The sequence below is a fragment of the Aquabacterium sp. genome (assembly GCF_048860245.1).
Lineage (GTDB): Bacteria > Pseudomonadota > Gammaproteobacteria > Burkholderiales > Burkholderiaceae_C > Aquabacterium.
Map to the genome: position 1 here is coordinate 46,017 of NZ_JBLIZW010000070.1, position 20,695 is coordinate 66,711.

Genomic DNA, 20,695 nt, shown 5'->3' on the forward strand with positions numbered 1-20,695 from the left:
CACCCTCCTCTCGTTCTTCTTTCCGTTTAACTATACGAAGTTGCCGCAGTGCGCACAATGACTGACGCGGCCAGTCATGTATCACGCACCATTGCGCAACAGGGAGGACTCTGGATAGGCTTGCCCGCGGCAAAAGCGTAGACTGTTCAGAGCACTTTTGCACCCATTCCCACCAGGAGTTGGACTTGCTCTCCGCGTACATCACTCACGCAGACTGTGCCCGCCACGAGATGGGCGCTCAGCACCCCGAATGTCCAGAACGTCTGGCAGCCATCAATGACATGCTGCTGACCAAAGGGCTGTTGGATTACATGGTGCCCTATGACGCACCATTGGCCACGGAAGAACAGCTTTCTCGCGCCCATTCAGCCCTGTATGTTCAGGAACTGATTGCTTCTGCGCCAAAAGAAGGCTATCACCAGCTGGATCCGGATACCGCCATGAACCCGTTCACCTTGCCTGCCGCACTGCGGGCAGCGGGTGCCGCCGTCATGGCCACCGACCTGGTGATCCAAGGTGAGGCAGCCAGCGCCTTCTGCTGCGTGCGCCCGCCCGGACACCACGCCGAGCGTGCCGCCACCATGGGCTTTTGCTTCTTCAACAATGTGGCGGTGGGCATCCGGCATGCCCTGGATGTGCACGGTCTGCAGCGCGTGGCGCTGATCGACTTTGACGTGCACCATGGCAATGGCAGCGAAGACATCTTCCGGGGCGACGAACGTGTGCTGATGTGCTCCATCTTCGAGAAGGGGCTCTACCCTTTCAATGGCGAAGAGGCCGTGGGGCCCAACATGGTCAACGTCGGTTTGCCCACACGATCGGGCAGCGAGGCCTTCCGTGAAGCCGTCACCACACAGTGGATCCCCGCACTCGATCAATTCCGTCCGGAGTTGATCTACATCTCGGCGGGCTTTGACGCGCACCGCGAAGATGACATGGGCAATTTGGGGCTGGTCGAAGCCGACTACGCCTGGGTCACGCAGCAACTCATGGCGGTGGCCTGGCGGCATTGCAAAGGTCGCGTGGTGTCCTGCCTGGAGGGGGGGTACGTGATGAGCCCGCTGGCTCGCAGTGCAGCCGCCCACGTTCGCGCCCTGATTGGAGCAGATTGAAGCCATGGACAAGCATTACCTCACCCCATTGTTCGATCCGAGGTCGGTCGCCATCTTTGCTGGCTCACCGGATCACCCGGAAAGCCTGACACCCCAAGCCGCGCTGCTGCACCCTGCGCTGCGTGCGCAGCGCTACACGGGCACCTACCGTTTCATCGACATCCGTGAAACCAGTGGCACGCTGGCCGATCTGGCGCAAGCCCGTGCCGATCTGGCCGTGATCGCCCTGCCGCTGGCCGACGTGGGCCCCGCCATCGAGTTGGCCGGCCGCGTGGGCTGCAAGGCCGCCATGGTGCTGTCCAACGGCGTGACGGCAGAGCAAGCCGAAGAGATGAAAAAGGTGGCACGTGAGGCTGGCATTTACCTGCTGGGCCCCAACTGTGCCGGCATCCAGCGGCCGCCCTCGCTGCTCAACGCCAGCATCTCCGGACCGCTGGCCGGCAAGGGCTCGCTGGCCCTGGTGTCGCAATCGGGCGCGCTCACGGCATCCATGCTGGACTGGGCGTCCAACAACGCGGTGGGTTTTTCTTCGGTGGTGTCGATCGGGCCGCACACCGACATGGACATCGCCGACGTGCTGGACTTTCTGGCCGCCGACCGCCAGACGCACAGCATCATCATTTACGTGGAAGGCATTCAGAACGCCCGCCGCTTCATGAGTTCGCTGCGCTCGGCTGCCACCGCCAAGCCGGTGGTGATCCTCAAAGCCGGGCGCAAGCCCGAGGGCAATCAGGCGGCACAGACCCACAGCAGCGCCATCGTCGGCAGCGACGATGTGTTCGACGCGGCCCTGCGTCGCGCCGGTGCTGTGCGCGTGAAATCCTTCGTGCAACTGTTCTCGGCCGCCAAGTGCCTGGCTTCGCGCTACCGCCCCGTGGGCAAGCGCCTGGCCGTCATCACCAACGGCGGTGGGCCGGGTGTGCTGGCCGCCGACTGGGTCAATGAAATTTCGCTGCAGCTGGGTCGGCTGTCGCCCGAACTGGCTGAGGGGCTGAAGCCGCAACTGCCCGAATTGGCGTCACTGACCGATTTGATCGACCTGTCGATTGACGCCACGCCAGAGCATTTCAAGCTGGCCGTGGCCGCAGCCGCCAAGGACAAGCACATTGATGGCGTGCTGGCGATTTTCTCGCCCCGTGCTGGCGTGGACTCGGCCGAGGTGGCCAAGGCGCTGGCCGAGGCCAATCGCAGCCTGGGCAAGCCCTTGCTGACGTGCTGGATGGGCGATGCCTCGGTGAGCGGCGGACGAGCCGTGCTCAAAGAAGCATCCATCCCCACCTTCCGCACCCCTGAAGCCGCCGTGGGCGCGTTTGGCAACATTGCCAACTTCGCGCAGAACCAGTTGCTGCTGCAGCAGACGCCACCGCCCCTGTCTGCACTGGCTCAACCAGACATTGAAGGCGCACGCCTGGTCATCGAAAGCGTGCTGACCGAGCGACGCAAGGTGCTCACCGAGATGGAGTCGAAGACGCTGCTGTCGGCCTTCCACATCCCGGTGACCGAGACCATCCTGGCACGCAACGCCAGCGAGGCCATGATGATCGCCATGCAACTGGGTTTCCCGGTGGCACTGAAGATCGACTCGCCCGACATCAGCCACAAGTCCGATGTGCAGGGCGTGGTGCTCAATCTCATGAACGGCACGGCCGTGCGTGACAACTTCAACGACATGATCGAGCGCGTCAAGCGCCTGCAGCCAGAGGCCCGCATCAACGGCGTCACCGTGCAGAAGATGGCGCGCACACGCCGCGGTCGCGAGATCTACATCGGCATGGTCACCGACGAGCCCTTTGGCCCGGTGATCGTGTTTGGTGCCGGCGGCACCATGATCGAGCTGATCAACGACCGCGCGATGGAGCTGCCGCCGCTCAACCAGTTCCTGGCGCGACGCCTGATCGACCGCTCACGCGTGGCCGAGACACTCGGTGAATGGCGCGGCGCCCATGCCGTGGACATGGAGGCGCTGGAGCAGTTGCTGCTGCGCGTCTCTGAAATGGTGTGCGAGTTGCCGCAACTGCGCGAGATGGACATCAACCCCATCATCGTGGATGAGCATGGGGCCGTGTCGGTGGATGCCCGCATCGTGATCGACAACGCGCCACAAGCCGTCAGCGGTCGCCACAGCAATTACAACCACCTGGCCATCCTGCCCTACCCGGCGCGCTACGAGCAGTTGCTGCCCATGCGCGGGGGTGGAGAGTACACGATTCGCCCGATTCATCCAGACGATGCGCAGATGCTGCAGGCGCTGGTGCAGGGCCTGTCGTCCGAAAGCCGCTATTTCCGCTTTGCGTCGGCCATGAACGAGCTGCCCGCCCCGATGTTGGCCCGCTTCACGCTGATCGACTACGACCGCGAGATGGCCCTGGTGGCCGTGGTGAAAGAACGCCACGCCAACGACGAAGGCGAGATCACGGAAACCGAACGAATCATTGGTGTGTCGCGCTACATCACCAACCCGGACCAGACCAGTTGCGAGTTCTCGCTGCTGGTGGCCGACGATCTGGCCGGCAAGGGCATTGGCTCTCGCCTGATGGAAGCCATCATGGACGTGGCCCGTGAAAAGGGCCTGCATGAAATCATCGGGCTGGTGCTGACCAACAACTCGAGCATGCTCAAGTTGATGCGCAGCCTGGGTTTCTCGGTGAAGGCCTACCCGGATGACCCGGACTTCCGTCTGGTCACCCACATGCTGTAAGCCCTCGCCGATGCGGCCTGCGATGCGGCTTCAGTGCCGCGTCGCGCCGTCGGGCTCCAAGTCCAGCAGCAGGCTGGCGTTTTCCAGCACGCGCCACAAATGCGCCGGCATCTGCAAGATGCGCTCGGGCGTACGGGCCTGACGCACCCACGCACCAATGTCACGGTGCTGGTCCGCGGTCAGGAGTTGCAGGTCTAGCATCTCGTCGAGCAACAGCATACGGCCTCCTGTGGCAGGGAGAACGACTTCACTATCGCATAGCTGGGGGCAGCGTGGTGTGACATCAAGCCCACGAAGACGGGCTGGATGATGCGTTCGTGTCGTCGCGCAAGCTTTGCACCAGCAAGCTTCGGGCCTGATGCGCCTCGGGGATCGGCAGCACCGGCCAGACGTGCACCATGCCGGGCGCCACCGACAGGTGCAAAGGCACCTGCGCGTCGCGCAAACGACCGGCCAGCGTCAAGGCATCGTGCGAGAGGATGTCTCGCGCCCCCACGAGCAAGGTCACGGGCGGCAGGCCCCGCAGGTCGGCCTGCAAGGGGCTGACATAGGGGTGGGCCATGCCCCACTCGCCGGCATACAGCCGTCCGGCTTCCCGTGCGCCCGCCAGCGCCAGCATGGGGTCGATCCGGGCCGTCTGTTCGGCCTGTGGGTGCGGCACCCGCACATCCACCCATGGGCAAATCAGTGCCAGCGAGGCAGGCAAGGGCAGGCCTTGGTCGCGCAGGGCCAGGGTCAGCGCCAAGACCAGGCCACCGCCCGCCGAATCCCCCATGAACGCCAAGGGCTGCGTGGGCCGGTGTGCCTGCCACGCGGCGCAGAGCGACATCGCCCATGCGATCACATGAGGGGCCGGGTGCTCGGGGGCCAGCGGGTAGAAAGGCACCACAAAGGTCCGCCCGGTTTGGGCCACCAGGTCGGCAATGAGGTCCCAGTGGTAGCGGTTGATGGGGCGCACGTAGGCCCCGCCATGCCAGTACAGCACGGGCGCGGCCGATGAGGGCGCCGCATCGCGCGGGGACACGGTGTACACGTCATGCCCCTGATGCGAATCCAGTTGAATCGACAACCGGGTCTGCAGGGCCGCAGAGGGACGGTGCGGGCCTTCGGCGCGCACGTCTGCAATGCCGCGCATCAAGCCTTCCACCGAGGCGTAGATGCGCTTGCGCCGAATCAGCTTCAGCACGGCAACCAGAAGATGACTGCGCAGGCTGGGCAATTCGGCGCCTCCGATCGTCAGATCAGTTGGGCTTGGCGGCGAACAAGGAGGCCGCGCGCGTCTTGATCTCTTCGAGTTCGTTGGCGCTCACCGAGTACTGGCCGGTGGTGCGGTTCACGTCGATGCGGAATTCGACGTCTTTGCCACGGTTGCTCAGGATGCCGCTGGTGAACTCGTAATCCGAGCGACGGGCCGGCAGGTCCTCGGTGGCCACGTTGTAGTCTTCGTATTCGACTTTCGAGATGTCGCCACTGGCCATGTCCAGCAGGCCCGTGGACTGGATCTCGTCCTCGCTGAGTTCGTCGATGATGGTGATGGGCACTTTCAGGTCCACGGCAAACGCTTTCTGCTCAGATTTGAGCCGGTAAGAGGGACTCGCACGCGAGTCCGAATCAAGTTCAAGGGGGCGGATTCTGGCACGAGCCGATCAAGGTCCTGCGACAGGCTTGGGTGTCAGGCGCCACAAAGAGGTGACTTCTGCGGCACGTGCAGCATGCAAGGGATCTTGTGGATCGTACGCCTTCCCGTGGCGAGGTCGGATGTCCAGGCGACCCGCCACCTGCAGCCCGGCCTGGTCGATCCACTGCAGCAGGTCCTCGCGACTGCGCAAGCCCAGATGTTCGGCCAGATCCGACAGGATCAGCCAACCCTCGCCGCCCGCGCTGAGGTGCGATGCCAGCCCGGCCAGGAAGCCTTTGAGCATCTGGCTGTCGGGGTCGTACACCGCCTGCTCAACCGATGAGTTGGGCCGCGCGGGCACCCATGGCGGATTGCAGACGATCAGGGGCACCTGCCCCGGCGGGAACAGGTCGGTTTGCTGCAGGGTGACCTGCGCGGTCAGCCCCAATCGCGACAGGTTGTCGTGCGCGCAAGCCAAGGCGCGCGGCGCCATGTCGGTGGCGACCACATGCTGCACCCCACGTTGGGCCAGGATGGCCGCGAGCACGCCGGTGCCGGTACCGATGTCGTAGGCGCGACTGTTTGGCGCCAAAGCCGCTGGCAGCGGGGCCTGTTTCATCAGGTCGAGGTACTCGCCCCGCACGGGCGAAAACACACCGTAATGCGGATGAATCGCGGCGCCCAGCGCGGGCACCGGTACGCCTTTTTTGCGCCACTCGTGCGCACCGATGAGACCTTGCAACTCACGCAGGGCGATGACGTAGTCTTCCTGGGCCTCGCCATAGGCTTCCTGACAGGCCAGGGCGACATCCGGCGCACGACGCAAAGGAATCAGGTGCCCCGCGGACACCGGGATCAACAACATGCCCAGCGTGCGTGCACGCTCGGCCTGCCGCTTGCGGTGCAGGTGAAATGCCTGCGCAGGCCCGGTGGGGGCCTCACGCGATGACGTGCGTCGCCCCGCGGCTGCGCGCTTGTCCATGCGGCGGGCCAAGGCCTGCAGCAATTGCCGTCCATTGTGAAAATCGCCCTGCCACAGCAAAGCCGTGCCTTCACAGGCCAGGCGGTAGGCGGTGTCGGCAGGCGTCTGGTCATCGACCTGCATGACGCGCCGGGGCGCAGGCACCCCTGACTCACTGCGCCAACGGGCCGAACAAGTCTGGCCGTGGTGATCGGTCCAGTGGAGGGTGGGGAATGCGCTCATCAGACGCGCATGTTAGCGCCCTCCACCCCTGGGGCGATCAGATCATCCGGATCTGGACCTGCTCGTGCAGGCGCGCGACATCCCCCGGATCACACAGGGCCGTGCCACTCGACAGCAACGCCGCTGCGCTGGTGGCCATGGCATAGCGGAAGGCCTCGGCCACAGGGTGCCCTTGCGACAGGGCCCACACCAGCCCGCCCACGAAACTGTCGCCCGCACCGATGGTGCTGGCCACCTTCACGGTCAAGGCTGGTGCGCGCAGGGCGTAGTCGGCGGTGATCAGCATGGCCCCCTCTTCACCCAAGGACACGGCCACGATCTGGGCTTGACCGGCGTCGATCACGGCCCGCGCTGCGGCCACTTGCGCCGCCTCATCTGGCAAGGGCGCACCCGTCAACTCCGAGAGCTCCCGCAGGCTGGGCTTGACCAGGTACACCCCTTGGGCCAGCGTTTGCGCCAGCGCCGCGCCGTTGGAATCCAGCACCAGACACCCGCCCACGCGCCGGACATGGTGGGCCACCTGGGCATAAAAATCCGCCGGCACGCCCGGAGGCAACCCGCCACTGAGCACCACCCAACTTCCGGCCGTCACACGGGCGGTGACGGCATCCAGGCACTGCTGCCATTCGGCTTCGCTCAAGGTCGGGCCGGGCAACACGAAACGGAAATCCTGCCCGGACGAGGTCTCGTGCGCAGAAAAACTCTCGCGGGTGTCGCCTGCAATGGGCACCACCTCGGCCGCCACGCCCTCTTCGGCCAGCAAACGGCTCAAGGTCTGACCGATGGCGCCGCCGGCGGGATACACCGCTCGCACATCCGCACCAAGACGGTGCAAGACACGAGCCACATTGATCCCGCCTCCCCCTGGATGCCACTGCGCCTCCCCACAACGCAGCTTGTGCACGGGCCGCACACGGTCAATCGACGTGGAGATGTCCAGCGCCGGGTTCATGGTCAAGGTCAGGATCTGGCTCATACAAACTCAAAACGTGAGGATGAGCACATCCTAAGACGAATGGCGGCCCGGTCTTCACGCGCCACGATTGCATGCATTCTGCAATCTTCGGTACTAGGCCACACTCCGTCCTCTTTTCCGTGAATGAACGCCATCAAGCGGGCGCGGCTCTTGCTCGATAGAGCCGCATGAACCACCGGGCTCCCGCCATGAACATCGACAACTTTCTCCCCTACATGCGCGACGTGGTGCGCTGCGAAAGCTCCCTGAGAGAGCTTAATTTGATGTGGCGCGCCATCGAGGCGATGGCTGAGATGAACTGCGGCGACGATGCCAGCGGCCTGCTGCCCATGATTGCTGCCACCCGCCAGGGTTTTGAGAGTCTGGAAAAAGACCTCGTGGTCAGTCTGGTGCGCCAGCGCGTCGACAACGTGATGGCGGAAGTCGGCACCCAAGCGCGCGATGTGATCGACATCGTGGTGCGCAACCTTTACGAACGCACGGCGGATGTGGGCTTCCTCGCCACCGACCACGAGCTGTGCGAATACGCCGCCGGCCTGCGCACCGACCGCGCCGCCGCCGTGGACCGCCTGCGTGCTTACCGCGACAAGTACACCGTTTACGACGAAATCATCCTGCTGGACCCCAAGGGGGCCGTGCTGGCACACATCGACCCGCAGTCGCCCATCGAAGGCAGCCATGATCCGCTGATCCGGGCCACGATGGACAGCGAAGGCTACGTCGAGACCTTCCGCCCCAGCGACCTGCGCCCCGGCGGGCAACCGGCCCTGATCTACTCACACCGCATGCTGCACCCCCACACGGGCTCGGTGGTGGGCGTGCTGTGCCTGGTCTTCGGCTTCAACACCGAAATGGAAGGCATCTTCGCTGCCCGACACCGCGAAGAAGGCCGCTGCAACATCCTGCTGCTCGACGAACACAACCGCGTGCTGGCCAGCGCGGACGAGGGCTGGGTGCCGCGCGGCACCAAAATGCCGGTGAACCGCTCGGGTCAGGCCGACCTGTGCATCCATGCGGGCCGCAAGTACCTGACCCAGACCTTTGCCGCCAAGGGCTACCAAGGCTACCCGGGCCCCAAAGGCTGGCAGGGTCAGGTTATGGTGCCCCTGGAGGTGGCCTTTGACCGGGAAGGCCCTGGCATCCTGGCGCAACTCGACGAAGTCATTGCCGAAGGCCTGTTGTCACACGCCGCCACGTTCTGCCCCCCACTGTTCGAAATCATCCAGACGGCCGAAACCGTGCGTCGGGTGGTGTGGAACGGCGAAGTCATGGCGGCCGGCGATCAACGCGACCTGCGCGCCCTGAAGTCGGTGCTCGGGCAGATCAGCGACAACGGCGCGCGCAGCAATGCGGTGTTTGCCCAATCCATCCGCGACCTGTACGACGCCGCATTGGCCTCCAACCTGGAGTCGGCTGACTTCACAGCACGACTGATGGTTGACCTGCTCGATCGCAACCTGTACGAGCGCGCCAACGACTGCCGCTGGTGGGCCATGACCCCCACGCTGCAGCAAGCCCTGTCCGCGCCCTCGCTGAGCACTGCCGACGCCCAGCACATCCAGCAGATCCTGGCCTACATCAACGGGCTTTACACCGTGTACACCCAGTTGGTGGTCTACGACCGCTACGGACAGATCGTGGCAGCCTCCAAGCCCACCGATGCGGAAGGCGTGTCCGTCCTGGGCCAGCGCATCGACGATGCGGCGCTGGCCAGCACCTTGGCGCTGAGAGACCAGCAGGACTACCACGTGAGCGCCTTCGAGCCCTGCGCCCTGTATGGGGATCGCCCCACTTACGTGTACCACGCAGCCATCCGTGACCCACATGACCAGCAAGTGGTGGGCGGCATCGGCATCGTGTTCGACGCGGAGATCGAATTCAAGGCCATGCTGAAAGACGGTCTGCCGCAGCAAGCGGCCTCTCAGGCGGTCTACCTGGATCGCAATGGCGCGGTGCTGTCCAGCACCGATGCGACGCTGCCGATTGGCTCGCGCTTCGCCCTGCCCCCCGACTTGCTCAAGCTGGAAAAGGGCCAAAGCCTGGCCCGCGTCGTGATCCGCGACGATCAATACGTCGTCATGGCCGCCTGCGTCTCCAACGGGTACCGCGAATACAAGGTCACCGACGGCTATCACAACGACGTCCTGGCCGTCTGCTACTGGCCGCTCGGCGAGGTCCGCACCGCCCAGCTGACACCCGCGCGGCGCCGCGAAGCCGCCCAGCTGGAGCGCAAGATGCTGTCGCACTGCGACCAGTACGCCACTTTCTTTGTGGATGACAGTCTGTTTGCCTTGCCCGCAGCCGCCGTGGTCGAGGCCCTGCCCGCCACCGAACTCAAGCGTCTGACGCTGGAGGGCTCGCAACACCGCATCGGCATGCTGGCCCGTCAGCGCGAAGGCCGAATCGTCAAATACCTGTGGGTGTTCGACCTGTTCACCCTGATGGGCCTGCCCCGCTGCGAGGACCGTGGCGCCCAAGTCATCGTGCTGCGGCAAGGCGACATGGAGGTGGGGCTGCTGGTCGGCGACCTGCACGCCGTGCCCGCCTTTGAGAACAACCAACTCTCGTCCGCCCCTGCCATGGGGGCGGCACAAGGCCTGGTCAGCCACCTCATCCGCGCCAATGCCGGCAAATTGCTCATCCAGTTGCTCGACCCCGTGGCCCTGGCGGCCCGATTGAAGCTCGAAACGCAAATCATGGACCGCTGAAATCGGCGCTCCGGACATCCCCCTGTGCAAACCGTCCGTCAGGGGGCGTCCGGAGCCGGTGGCATCCGGCAAAATGGCGGGATGACCGAAGCGTTCCCCTCCGACACGCCGCGCCTGGACACCAGCCACACCGCGCCTGTCGAGCCGCCCGACAACCCCAGCTTCGACAGCTACTTCCGCGACCCCGAATTTGCCCCCCTGCAAGCGCTGGCCTGGGCATTGACCCGTCGCGCCGAGCTGCTCGAAGCCTTGCGGGGTCTTTTCCATGGCCCGGCGGCCATGGTGCAGTTGCGCCTGTGGTGCTTCATGGAGCTGGCCTGCCAGCCACAAGCCCGCCTGTCGCGTGAAGACATCCACCAGCTGTTCCACGCCGTCTGGCCCGACGCACTCGAGACCGTGCTCAAGCGCCTGCGCGACCTCAACCTGCTGAGCTGGGACGCCTCGGCCCTCGACTACCAGCTCACCGCCCTGGCCCAGCAGGTGCACAGCCTGCTGACGCCACTGACCGCACCGCCCCCGTCCGACGACGCCGAAGACGACCTGGCCCCGCTGCTGGCGCAAGTGGCCGGTGCCCAGCAACTGGGACTGGTCAACGCCAACCAGTTGCGGCACCTGCACGCCTCGCTGGCGCGCCTGCACGACGAATTTGCCGAAGCCATTGCCAGCGGTTCCGAAGCCCGCCTGCGTGCTGCGCAACCGCGCTTTGACCGGGCGCTGCAACTGGTCGACCGCGCCGGTCAGGCCCTGACGGCGCTGATCCGCGCCGAGCACGAAGACCCCCGACTGGAGCGCGAAGCCCGCGCCATCGGTCAGGAGCAAGCCCGCCTGCTGGCCATGGCCAGCCAGTTCACGCGCGCCCTGCAGCAAGCTGACCGCCAGCGCGTCACACTGGGCTCCACGGGCCTGACCACGTCTGATGTGCGGTCCTGGCTGCAAGCCCACCCGGCGCTCTATGAGCTGCTGGGCGATGCCCTGTCGGTGCCCGTGCGCCCGGTTTTCGTCAGCCAGCACGACCTGATCGACGTCACCGAAGGCGAATTCGAGCGCGACCGGCCCGATCCCGAGCGCAGCGTCGGCCTGCCACCGCCCAGTGAAGCGGCAGCCGGCCAACTCGACACCCTGAGCCTGCCCGGCGAACTCTCGGCGCTGATCGACCTGTTGGGCAACTGGTCCCAGCATCTCGCCGAACTGCCGCCCCAAACCGATCCCACCGATGAAGCGGCCCCGCCCCCGGGCAGCCGCCCCTTGCACGAAGCCATCCTGGGGGGACGTTTTGCCCAAGCCGCGTACCGCCTGCAACTCATGCCCTTGCTGGGCGATGCGCAGGCGCAAACGCTCAAAGGCACCACGGGCGACCTCGCCCGCGCACCTTGGCAATGGCAACTCACCCCTCGCCACGTATCGACCACCGACGAGGCTGTGGCCCTGATCAGCGAAGGCCTGATCAGTCCCCGCCCTGTTGAAGACACCGCTTCCGACGCATGAGCTCACACATGGATGACGCGGCCCTGCTGGCCGCCGAACTCTTGGCACGCCGCTGGCTGCCCCGCCAGCACCCCAAGGTCAAACGCGCCCTGATCGACGCCGACCTCTGGGCCGCCACCCAGGACCGTCTGGCCCAGGTGGGACTGCGCCTGATCGACAACCTCTACGCTGACCACGTCAGCGTCGCCCTGCTGCGGCCGGCCGAAACCGCCGTGTTCGGCGAGTCGGGCCTCAACAGCCACAACAACATCGACCTGCCACGCGACGCCGTGTCCTTACTGGTCGTGCTGTGGTCGCTCATCGTGCTGCCCAAGCGCGAGCGCCAGCAAGCCCGTGCGGCCAGCGCCCACGGGGACACGCAAAACGACATGTTCGGCAAAGACAAGCCGCTGCCCACGGCCGCCAGCGTCAGCCCCCTGGTGTCGTACCGCGCCTTGCTGGCCGACTTTGGCGTGCAACTGGGCAAAAAGACCCGCATGGACGCCAACCTCAAGCGCCTCGAAAACCACGGTTTCATCGTGCGCAAGGGCGAAGACATTGCCGAAGGCCCGCTGCTGGACCTGCTGCTGGACTACGACGCGCTGTCGCAGCGCATCCTGCAAGGCGCCCTGGGTGACGTGCTGGCCCAGGCCAAACAACTGGCCGGCAACCTGCCCCTGGCCCTGACCCAGCCCCCGCTGGAAGAACTGCCGGACGACGACGAACTGGCCGAAGACGCCGCGCTGCTGGCCAGCGACGCCGAGCCCCCAGCCCCTGATGCCCCCCACGAGGCCTGATCCCGATGTTTCACCTGCAAAGCCTCGAACTACTGCACTGGGACTACTGCCAGCGCCTGACCCTGCCACTGGACGGGTCCATCATCACCGTGGCCGGGCCCAACGGCTCTGGCAAGACCACCCTGCTCGATGCCATGCGCACCCTGCTGGGCCTGGACTGCTCAGGCGGCCGCAACTACAAGACCTACGCCCGCCACGCCAACGCCGACAGCGCCTGGCTGCGCGCCACCGTCGACAACCGTCCCCGCAACCGCCAGTCCTCCAACCGGCCCTTTGCCCGCTGCCTGCTGTACAGCGACGTGGTCACCCTGGCCTGCCGCATCGACCGCAACGGCGGCGACTGGACACGCCGCTACCTCATGGTGGAAGGCGATGTCAGCATCGAACAACTGATCGAGCGGGGCGACCGCGAGTGGCTCGGCATCGACAACTGGCGCAAGCGTCTGGAAGGTGCCGGCCTGTCGCGCGCCATCGCCAAGGTGCTGGCCCTGGAACAAGGTCAGACCGACCGCCTGTGCGAATACAGCCCGAAGGAATTGCTGCGCCTGGTCTTCGACGTGTTCGGCGACCAGGATGTGCTCGACCGTTACGACGAAGCCCGCACCCACCAAAAGCAACTGCTGCAGGAAGTGGAAGGCGCCGAGCGCGAACTCTCCCACGGCAAGGCCCAGCGCGCCGAACTCGAATCGCGCGTCAACCTTTATCGCCAGTACGAACTCAAGTGTCAGGAGCGTGAAACCCTGGCCACCGAAGTCGTGCCGGTGCTGGCCAGCCACGAAACGCGCAAGTCCCTCGCGAACAAACTGCGCGAACTGCATCGTCAACGTCTGCAGTCCGCCGACGACCGTCGCCAGCACAGCCAGGTCAAGTCCGACCTGCTGCAACGCCTGCAAGACCAGACTGAGGCCGCCGCACGGGTCGAAGACCTCGAAGCCCAGGTCCGCACCGCACGACGACTGCAAGAAGAAGCCCGCGACGCCGAACGCCCGGTCGAAGCCCTGGTCAAGCGTGCCGACGAACTGCAAGGCCTGGCCGTGGTCGAAGGCGACGGCGAGAAGCTCACGCTGCGCATTGCCGAACTGAGCGAACACAAACAGAAGCTGTCCACACAATGGCAGCGCCTGAAAGACCAGCGCGACGACGCCCAGCGTGCCTACGACGCACTCAAGGGCCAGCGCCAGGCGCCCCCCCCACCCGAGGTGCAGCGCTTCCGCCGTGTGCTCGACGAAGCGGGCATTGCCCACCACCTGATCGCCGACATCATCGAGATCACCGATGAGAAATGGCGTGCGGCAGCCGAAGGCGTGCTGCGCGGCAGCCGCTGGGTCGTGGTGCTGGCCAAGTCCGGGCAAGAAGCGCAAGCCATGGCCCTGGCGGAGAAAGAGCGTTTCCGTCACTACATCGTGGCCGACGCCGAAGACGCCCCCACCAAGCCCGATACCGACAGCCTGCTGGCGGTGCTGAACTTCTCGGCCCCTGCCCCGCACTGGCTCTTGCGTCAGTTGGGCAACATCCGACGTGTCGCCAGTACCGACGCCGGCGTCAAGGTGGGGTGCGAATGGATCACCCCCGAGGCCTACCACCGCGACAACCGGGGCGGCCGTTCGGTTTGGGTCGACCCCAGCCAGCATCAGTTTGGCGCCACCGCCATCGCGACACGACGCCAGTCCATCGAAGGCCGTCTGGCGCAGCTCGACGAAGAGATGACCCGACTGGTGCGCGATCAGGCTTTCTTCGATCGTCAGTTGCAAGACGCCCGCCAAGCCGCCAAGGGCTTCACCGCCGCAGCCGAACTGGCCGAGCGCGAAGCCGAATTTGGCGAAGCCCGTCGCCAGCTGCCCGTGCTCAAGCAAGCACGCGTGGATGCCGGCGAACGCTGGCAACAGGCCGAGACCCAACTCAAGCGCGCCCTGGTCGAGCAGACCAACGCGCAACATGCGTACAAGCAGGCGCAGGAACGACTGGCTCACCTCGAGAGCCGAAGCGCCCAGCACGAGCGCGAATGGCAGATCCGCTTCGACGACATCATGGCGCAGGCCCTCATGTCGCGCGAAGTGAAACTGCAATTGCCACGACGCTGGCGTGAGCCCACCCGCATCGCCGAGATGCAAGGCAAGTACGGCAACGTCACGCAGGCCCGCCTGCGGGCCGAAGCGGTCGAGCGCGAACTGACCGAAGGCAAGTGGGAAACCGACCCCACCGTGATCGAGCAGCTCACGCTGATGAATGCCAACGTGCTGCGTCAGGAAGACGAGCTCAACCAGCGCAAGGCCGCCAACGTGGCCGCAGCCATCGCCGTGGACAACGCCCGCGCTCGCTACACCGACGTGCTCAAGGTCACCGTGCGGCGCTACCGCAAGAACATCACCGAGCTGGGGCACCTGGCGGGCGTCGAAGTCAACGCCGAGCTGCCGCACCTGGAAGGCGACGACACCGTGCTGCGTCAGGCCGAGCTGAAGGTTCACTTCAACTTCGATGGCAAGGGCAGCATCGGCCTCAACGATGGCGAGGCCTCAGGCGGTCAGCAGGTGATCAAGTCCCTGATCCTGCTGGTGGGCCTGATGAAGGACGACGAAACCCCGGGCGGCTTCGTCTTCATCGACGAACCCTTCGCCCACCTGGACGTGCGCAACATCCAGTTGGTGGGCCACTTCCTGCGCTCCACGCGGGCGCAGTACGTGCTGACCACCCCGATCACGCACAACGTCGAGGTGTTTGAGCCCGCCGACGTCACCCTGGTCACGGCCAAAAAGCCCAAGGGCGCACGCTGGGCGCCCCCGATTGGCGTGCTGCAGCGTCGCCCGCCCGCCGACGTCATCTGACACCCCAACTCAGGGGCCGGCGCGCCCCTGTGACGGCGCCTTGGCGGGCATCAGGCTCATGGCCCTCTCGGCCATCGCCGTGATGGTCAAACTGGGATTGACGCCCAAGTTGGCAGGCACCGCCGAGCCATCGACGACATACAGCCCGGGGTAGCCGAACACCTCATGGCGGGCATCGATCACGCCACGGTCCGGGCCATCGGCCACCACCGCGCCACCGAGGATGTGGGCCGTCACGGCTTTGTTGCCCACGCTTTCCAGCAAGGGACAAATGGCCTCGCCCCCACTGACCTGCGCCAGATGCTGGGCCGCCTGCAGCGCCTGCGGAATGAAGGCCAGTGAATGCGGTGTCCCGGCGTCCCGCTGGGTGGTGAGCCGCGTGCGCCACGGCATCAGCGGATGCCGCTTGCGCACCAGCGCCAGTTGCGTGTCCACGTTCTGCATGACCGTCAACATCACGGCCCGTGCCGGCCAGTCTGTCGCCGCCCAGTTTCGCCACACCCGCCCGGGCGGCCGAACCATCGCGAGCAAGGTTTTCCAGCGACGTGCGCGCGGCGTGTCTGCCGCCACCAGCGGACCACAGGTCCATCGCATGTACGCAAAGCTCGACGGGAATCGGTTTTGCGTGATGTGGGTGCGCGCATCCGGGTAGAAATGGGTGGTGATGGCGGCACCATCCTGATTGGCGATCTGGCCTTTGGGCAACAGCACGCCCACGATGGACTCACTGTTGGTGCGCACCCGCTGACCCAGCGCACGCGGCAGCGAGGGCAAGGTCCGCGTCACATCCCGACAATGCGACAGCAGCGACACGGTCCCCACCACGCCCGCAGACACGATCACCTTGCTGGCGACATGGTCCGCGCGCCCCGCGGGCCCCTGCACCACCACCCGGTATCGCCCATCGGCCTGCGGCACGATGTCGGTCACCCGGGTGTCGGACACGATGCGCGCGCCCTGCTGCTCGGCCAGATGCAGATAGTTCAGATCCAGGCTGTTTTTGGCACCATGCTGGCAGGCCGACAGGCATTCACCGCAGTGTCGACACCCGGCCCGCCGGGGCCCCTCACCGCCAAAAAACGGATCGACACCCTCGCCGTGCTGCCCGAAATAAATCGCCTGCGACGCGATACCGCCAAAGCTGCCATCGGCTTGCATGGCTTGCGCCGTGTCGCGCAACAAGGCGTCCTGAAGCCCGCGCGCCGGATTGGGCGCGCCACCGAGCATCCGCTCGGCCGTGTCGTAGTGGGTGCGCAAGGCCTGATGCCAGTCCCGCTCGGTGCGCGGCCAATCGGGTGACGCAAACGTGGCCTCCGACGGACGCAACAACACGCCGGCAAACACCTGACTGCCCCCACCCACGGCCACCCCGCCCACCACGGCCACATCCGGGAAAATCCATTGGCGAAAGTAGCCCCGCAAGCCCAGCGCCGGCTCCCAGATCAGGCGCCGCACGCTGCGCCCCCCCGCCACCACATCGTCACGCTGCAAGCGGCGGCCCTGCTCCAGCACCACCACCGAATAGCCCTTTTCGGCCATCCGCAAGGCACTGACCGCCCCACCAAAGCCCGAGCCGATCACCACGCAATCCACGTCGTGCATCTCACCCTCGCTGGACCGGCGTCAACAAAAACGGAAACCGCAAATGCCGCAGACCGGGTAAGGCGACATGCATCATGCCCAGCCAGCAGCCGTCGCTCAGGGGACGCAACTCATCGACCGCCCAACGCCAAGGCACCCCGGCATCGTGGGGATATTGCAAACGCACGGCCATGCGCCCATCCAACGGTGAGGGCGCCAAGGCCGCCTGCATGGGCAGAGACTCTCGCAACGGACCGCTGGCCGCGGCGCGAACCAGATTGACCGTGCGACCACGGTCAAACCGCTTGCCACACCCCCCCGCCAGTGCCGTCAGGCGCAGGGACGGCCCGGCACTCCAGCGCAGCCAGGCCGGCCCCACAAACTCCGCCAGAAAATCGACCTGCTGAGGAATGGCCTGCGGCGCCGTCAACGCCGCAAACACCGTCAGATACTGCCACCACCCGAGTCTCCGTACGCTCGCGGCGGCCGGCGGGAATATCATCGCTGTCATGCTGGCTCCACAGGATTGCGCTGTGCCAGCCAGTGTAGGAAGCGCCCGCGCCGGGGCCATCGGATCAAGCCCCGAATGGATAACCCTCGTCAGCATGTCGCCGCAAAGACGGATTGCGTCGCGGCCCCTCAGCGCCTGCACATGCACGTCACCGCATCTGCGGCAAGCCGTCCACCAAAGCAAAACAGGCCCCGAAGGGCCTGTTTTCATTCAGCGAAACGCACCAATCAGGCTGCGAAGCGCTGTTCCAGCTTGGCCTTGGTAGCAGGCATTTCAGCTGGCAGGTTGTACGACAGCTGGGTGAACAGCTCGTCGTGCAACTTCAGTTCTTGCTGCCAAGCGGCCTTGTCGATGCCGATGACGGACTGGAACTGTTCCTTGGTGAAATTCAGACCATTCCAGTTGATGTCTTCGTACGTGGGACTGATGCCGAATGCGTTTTCCACGCCATTGGCCTTGCCTTGCAGGCGACCCAGCATCCACTCCAGAACGCGCATGTTTTCGCTGTAGCCAGGCCACACGAACTTGCCGTCAGCGCCCTTGCGGAACCAGTTCACGCAGTAGATCTTGGGCAGCGTGTGACCAGCGGCTTGCAGCTTGGCGCCCAGGTTCAGCCAGTGCTGGAAGTAGTCGCTCATGTTGTAGCCCATGAACGGCAGCATGGCGAACGGATCGCGACGCACCACACCTTGCTGACCGAAAGCGGCAGCGGTGGTTTCAGAACCCATGGTGGCAGCCATGTAGACGCCTTCGGTCCAGTCACGGGCTTCGGTCACCAGCGGCACGGTGGTCGAACGACGGCCACCGAAGATGAAAGCGTCGATCGGCACGCCAGCGGGGTTGTCCCACTCGCTGTCCAGCGCAGGGTTGTTGGTGGCAGCCACGGTGAAGCGGGCGTTGGGGTGCGCAGCCTTGGTGCCCTTTTCCTTGGCGATGGCAGGGGTCCAGTCGTTGCCTTGCCAGTCGATCAGGTGAGCCGGGGCCTCGTCGGTCATCGACTCCCACCACACGTCGCCGTCGTCGGTCAGGGCCACGTTCGTGAAGATCACGTCACGGTCCAGCGACTTCATGCAGTTGAAGTTGGTCAGGGTGTTGGTGCCAGGGGCCACGCCGAAGTAACCAGCTTCAGGATTGATGGCGTACAGCTTGCCGTCGGCAGCAGGCTTGATCCAGGCGATGTCGTCACCGATGGTGGTGACCTTCCAGCCGTTGTAGCCTTCTGGTGGGATCAGCATGGAGAAGTTGGTCTTGCCGCAAGCCGATGGGAAAGCGGCAGCCACGTGGTACTTCTTGCCTTCGGGGTTGGTGACGCCCAGCAGCAGCATGTGCTCAGCCAGCCAGCCTTGGTCACGGCCCATCGTCGAAGCAATACGCAGAGCGAAGCACTTCTTGCCCAACAGCGCGTTGCCGCCGTAGCCCGAACCGTACGACCAGATTTCACGGGTCGTGGGGTAGTGGACGATGTACTTGGTGTCGGGGTTGCAAGGCCACGCCACATCTTGTTGACCTTCGGCCAGCGGCGCGCCCACGGTGTGCACGCAAGGCACGAATTCACCGTCCGCACCCAGCACGTCGATCACGCCCTTGCCCATGCGGGTCATGAGCTTCATGTTGACAGCCACGTAGGCGCTATCAGACAGTTCCACGCCGATGTGGGCGATGTTGGAACCCAGAGGGCCCATCGAGAACGGCACCACGTACATGGTGCGGCCCTTCATGGCGCCCTTGAACAGGGCGTTTTCGCCGGTTTGCAGCTTGGCGCGCATTTCAGCAGGCTCACACCAGTTGTTGGTGGGGCCGGCGTCTTCCTTGCGCTCGGAGCAGATGAAGGTGCGGTCTTCCACGCGGGCCACGTCGGACGGGTGGGTCCAGGCCAGGTAGGAGTTGGGGCGCTTTTCAGAATTCAGCTTCTTGAACGAGCCGGCAGCCACCAGTTGGGCGCACAGGCGGTCGTACTCTTCGGTGGTGCCATCGCACCAGACGATGTCCTTGGGCTGTGTCAGAGCGGCGATTTCGGCCACCCAGGCAATCAGCTTCTGGTTCTTGACGTATGCAGGTGCATTCACCTGAACAGCAGCAGTCATGACAAACTCCAAAAAATAAAAAACAGGGTCTCGGCAACGCTGCTGACATGCTTTTCTTGATCAGAATCAAGCACTTGCAACGTTATCGACACCCCGCCCAGCACGATCAACACGGGCACGCATGGCGCCTACGGTTGCTGAGTTGGTAACCGCGTATTCTAAAACATCTGGAGCGTTTTGGGGCCCCCCTGCTGGATGGGGGGATGCCCTGCCCCTCTGTGCGGGGTGAGAACTCGATCACACCGCGTTCTGATTTTTGTATGCTGGACACCTGTGGTGCCCTGCTCACCTCGCTCTCGCTTTTGTCATCGCATGTCTGAAATGGATCGCCGAACTGTCATTCAATGGGCCTCGACTTCGCTGGCTTTGGGCTCGACGTCACTCTGGGCGAATCCTCGGGTTGCGCCCCGCGCAGAAAGTCCCTTGGTGGGCACCGACCCCATCCTGATCAGCACTGGCCTGACCTCGCAGTGGCAGACGGCCATGCGGCAGGACTTGGGCTGGTCGGCGCGATGGCAAGCCATGGAAACGCGCGTGCTGCTGGACCAGCTTGAACAAGGCCATGTGGACGCAGGACTGTTCCTGCACCACCCACGCGCCGATGAACTCGACAAGCAGGGCCTCATTCACAGCCGCCAGACCATTGCTCGCACCGACGTCCTGATCGTGGGACCGGAAGACGATGTGGCAGGCATCCGCGGCGAGACCGACCCCGGCCGCGCCTTGCGTCAAATCATGGCGGCCAGTGCAGCGGGCGCCGCGCAATGGCGCCCCACGGAGCCCGGCTCCGCCCTGAGCGCCCTGGCCGACCGCTGGACGCAAGGTCAGATCGCCAAGCTGCCGTCGGTGACGAGCACACCGGGTCGCGCTCGACCACCCGCCTATCGACTGATCACACAAGCCCAATGGCAAAAACTGCCACCCAAGGGAGAAAAGCTGAAAGTCTGGATGCAAGGGGGCCCCTCGATGCAGTTGGCCGTTCAGGTGGCGTGCTCGTTTCGCGTGCGGCACCCTGGCGCCAAGCTGTTGGTCAGCTGGCTGCAATGGCCCTTGGCCCAAGGCGTCATGAAGCGCGCGGGCGCCGGCTGGCAGCCAGCTGCCACGCCCAAGGGCTGAACCG

General features: G+C 65.1%; 15 protein-coding genes. 7 read left to right on the forward strand and 8 right to left on the reverse strand.

Features of this window, described 5'->3' with window-relative positions; all coding sequences use genetic code 11:
• The first annotated feature begins 185 nt into the window (after positions 1-185).
• Both ACMV18_RS07830 and ACMV18_RS07835 read left to right on the forward strand, forming a co-directional pair.
• The gene (locus tag ACMV18_RS07830; RefSeq protein ID WP_420817372.1) at positions 186-1,112 is read left to right on the forward strand and encodes a histone deacetylase family protein; all 927 of its coding nucleotides are present in this window, start codon (positions 186-188) and stop codon (positions 1,110-1,112) included.
• A gap of 4 nt (positions 1,113-1,116) precedes the next feature.
• On the forward strand, positions 1,117-3,810 hold the full coding sequence (locus ACMV18_RS07835; protein ID WP_420817373.1) for a GNAT family N-acetyltransferase: 2,694 nt from the start codon (positions 1,117-1,119) through the stop codon (positions 3,808-3,810).
• Positions 3,811-3,840: 30 nt separating this feature from the next.
• Here ACMV18_RS07835 and ACMV18_RS07840 read toward each other — a convergent pair whose 3' ends face one another.
• The 5 genes from ACMV18_RS07840 to ACMV18_RS07860 all read right to left on the reverse strand — a co-directional run bounded on the left by ACMV18_RS07840 (position 3,841) and on the right by ACMV18_RS07860 (position 7,608).
• Positions 3,841-4,029 carry a hypothetical protein gene (locus tag ACMV18_RS07840; RefSeq protein WP_374259186.1) on the reverse strand — a complete coding sequence of 63 codons (189 nt, stop codon included), beginning with the start codon at positions 4,027-4,029 and terminating at the stop codon, positions 3,841-3,843.
• Between the two features lie 64 nt (positions 4,030-4,093).
• A complete protein-coding gene (locus ACMV18_RS07845) occupies positions 4,094-5,029 on the reverse strand; it encodes an alpha/beta hydrolase (RefSeq protein ID WP_420817374.1) in 936 nt (311 codons plus the stop codon).
• 22 nt (positions 5,030-5,051) lie between these two features.
• Positions 5,052-5,363, reverse strand: a complete 312-nt coding sequence (locus ACMV18_RS07850; RefSeq protein WP_374259184.1) for a hypothetical protein — start codon at positions 5,361-5,363, stop codon at positions 5,052-5,054.
• A gap of 93 nt (positions 5,364-5,456) precedes the next feature.
• Positions 5,457-6,632: a methyltransferase gene (locus ACMV18_RS07855; protein WP_420817375.1), complete on the reverse strand. Its 1,176-nt coding sequence runs from the start codon at positions 6,630-6,632 to the stop codon at positions 5,457-5,459.
• 37 nt (positions 6,633-6,669) lie between these two features.
• Entirely contained in the window at positions 6,670-7,608 is a 939-nt protein-coding gene (locus ACMV18_RS07860; RefSeq protein WP_374259182.1) for a 1-phosphofructokinase family hexose kinase, read from the reverse strand.
• Between the two features lie 188 nt (positions 7,609-7,796).
• On the opposite strand from ACMV18_RS07860, the gene ACMV18_RS07865 reads away from it, so the two are divergent.
• The 4 genes from ACMV18_RS07865 to ACMV18_RS07880 all read left to right on the forward strand — a co-directional run bounded on the left by ACMV18_RS07865 (position 7,797) and on the right by ACMV18_RS07880 (position 15,399).
• Positions 7,797-10,316, forward strand: a complete 2,520-nt coding sequence (locus ACMV18_RS07865; protein WP_420817376.1) for a chemotaxis protein CheW — start codon at positions 7,797-7,799, stop codon at positions 10,314-10,316.
• A gap of 81 nt (positions 10,317-10,397) precedes the next feature.
• Positions 10,398-11,801, forward strand: coding sequence for a hypothetical protein (locus ACMV18_RS07870; protein WP_420817377.1), 1,404 nt, complete (start codon positions 10,398-10,400; stop codon positions 11,799-11,801).
• Positions 11,798-12,577, forward strand: a complete 780-nt coding sequence (locus ACMV18_RS07875; RefSeq protein ID WP_420817378.1) for a hypothetical protein — start codon at positions 11,798-11,800, stop codon at positions 12,575-12,577. Before ACMV18_RS07870 ends, ACMV18_RS07875 begins: the two co-directional genes overlap by 4 nt.
• Positions 12,578-12,582: 5 nt before the next feature.
• Positions 12,583-15,399, forward strand: coding sequence for an ATP-binding protein (locus ACMV18_RS07880; protein WP_420817379.1), 2,817 nt, complete (start codon positions 12,583-12,585; stop codon positions 15,397-15,399).
• A gap of 9 nt (positions 15,400-15,408) precedes the next feature.
• Here ACMV18_RS07880 and ACMV18_RS07885 read toward each other — a convergent pair whose 3' ends face one another.
• The 3 genes from ACMV18_RS07885 to ACMV18_RS07895 form a co-directional block, all read right to left on the reverse strand.
• Positions 15,409-17,001: a GMC oxidoreductase gene (locus ACMV18_RS07885; RefSeq protein ID WP_420817380.1), complete on the reverse strand. Its 1,593-nt coding sequence runs from the start codon at positions 16,999-17,001 to the stop codon at positions 15,409-15,411.
• Between the two features lies 1 nt (position 17,002).
• Positions 17,003-17,491, reverse strand: a complete 489-nt coding sequence (locus tag ACMV18_RS07890) for a hypothetical protein (RefSeq protein ID WP_420817381.1) — start codon at positions 17,489-17,491, stop codon at positions 17,003-17,005.
• A 227-nt stretch (positions 17,492-17,718) separates the two neighbouring features.
• A complete protein-coding gene (locus tag ACMV18_RS07895; RefSeq protein WP_420817382.1) occupies positions 17,719-19,575 on the reverse strand; it encodes a phosphoenolpyruvate carboxykinase (GTP) in 1,857 nt (618 codons plus the stop codon).
• 312 nt (positions 19,576-19,887) lie between these two features.
• On the opposite strand from ACMV18_RS07895, the gene ACMV18_RS07900 reads away from it, so the two are divergent.
• Positions 19,888-20,691 (forward strand): hypothetical protein, encoded by an 804-nt coding sequence (locus ACMV18_RS07900; protein WP_420817383.1) that lies wholly within the window; start codon positions 19,888-19,890, stop codon positions 20,689-20,691.
• The last annotated feature ends 4 nt before the right edge of the window (positions 20,692-20,695 follow it).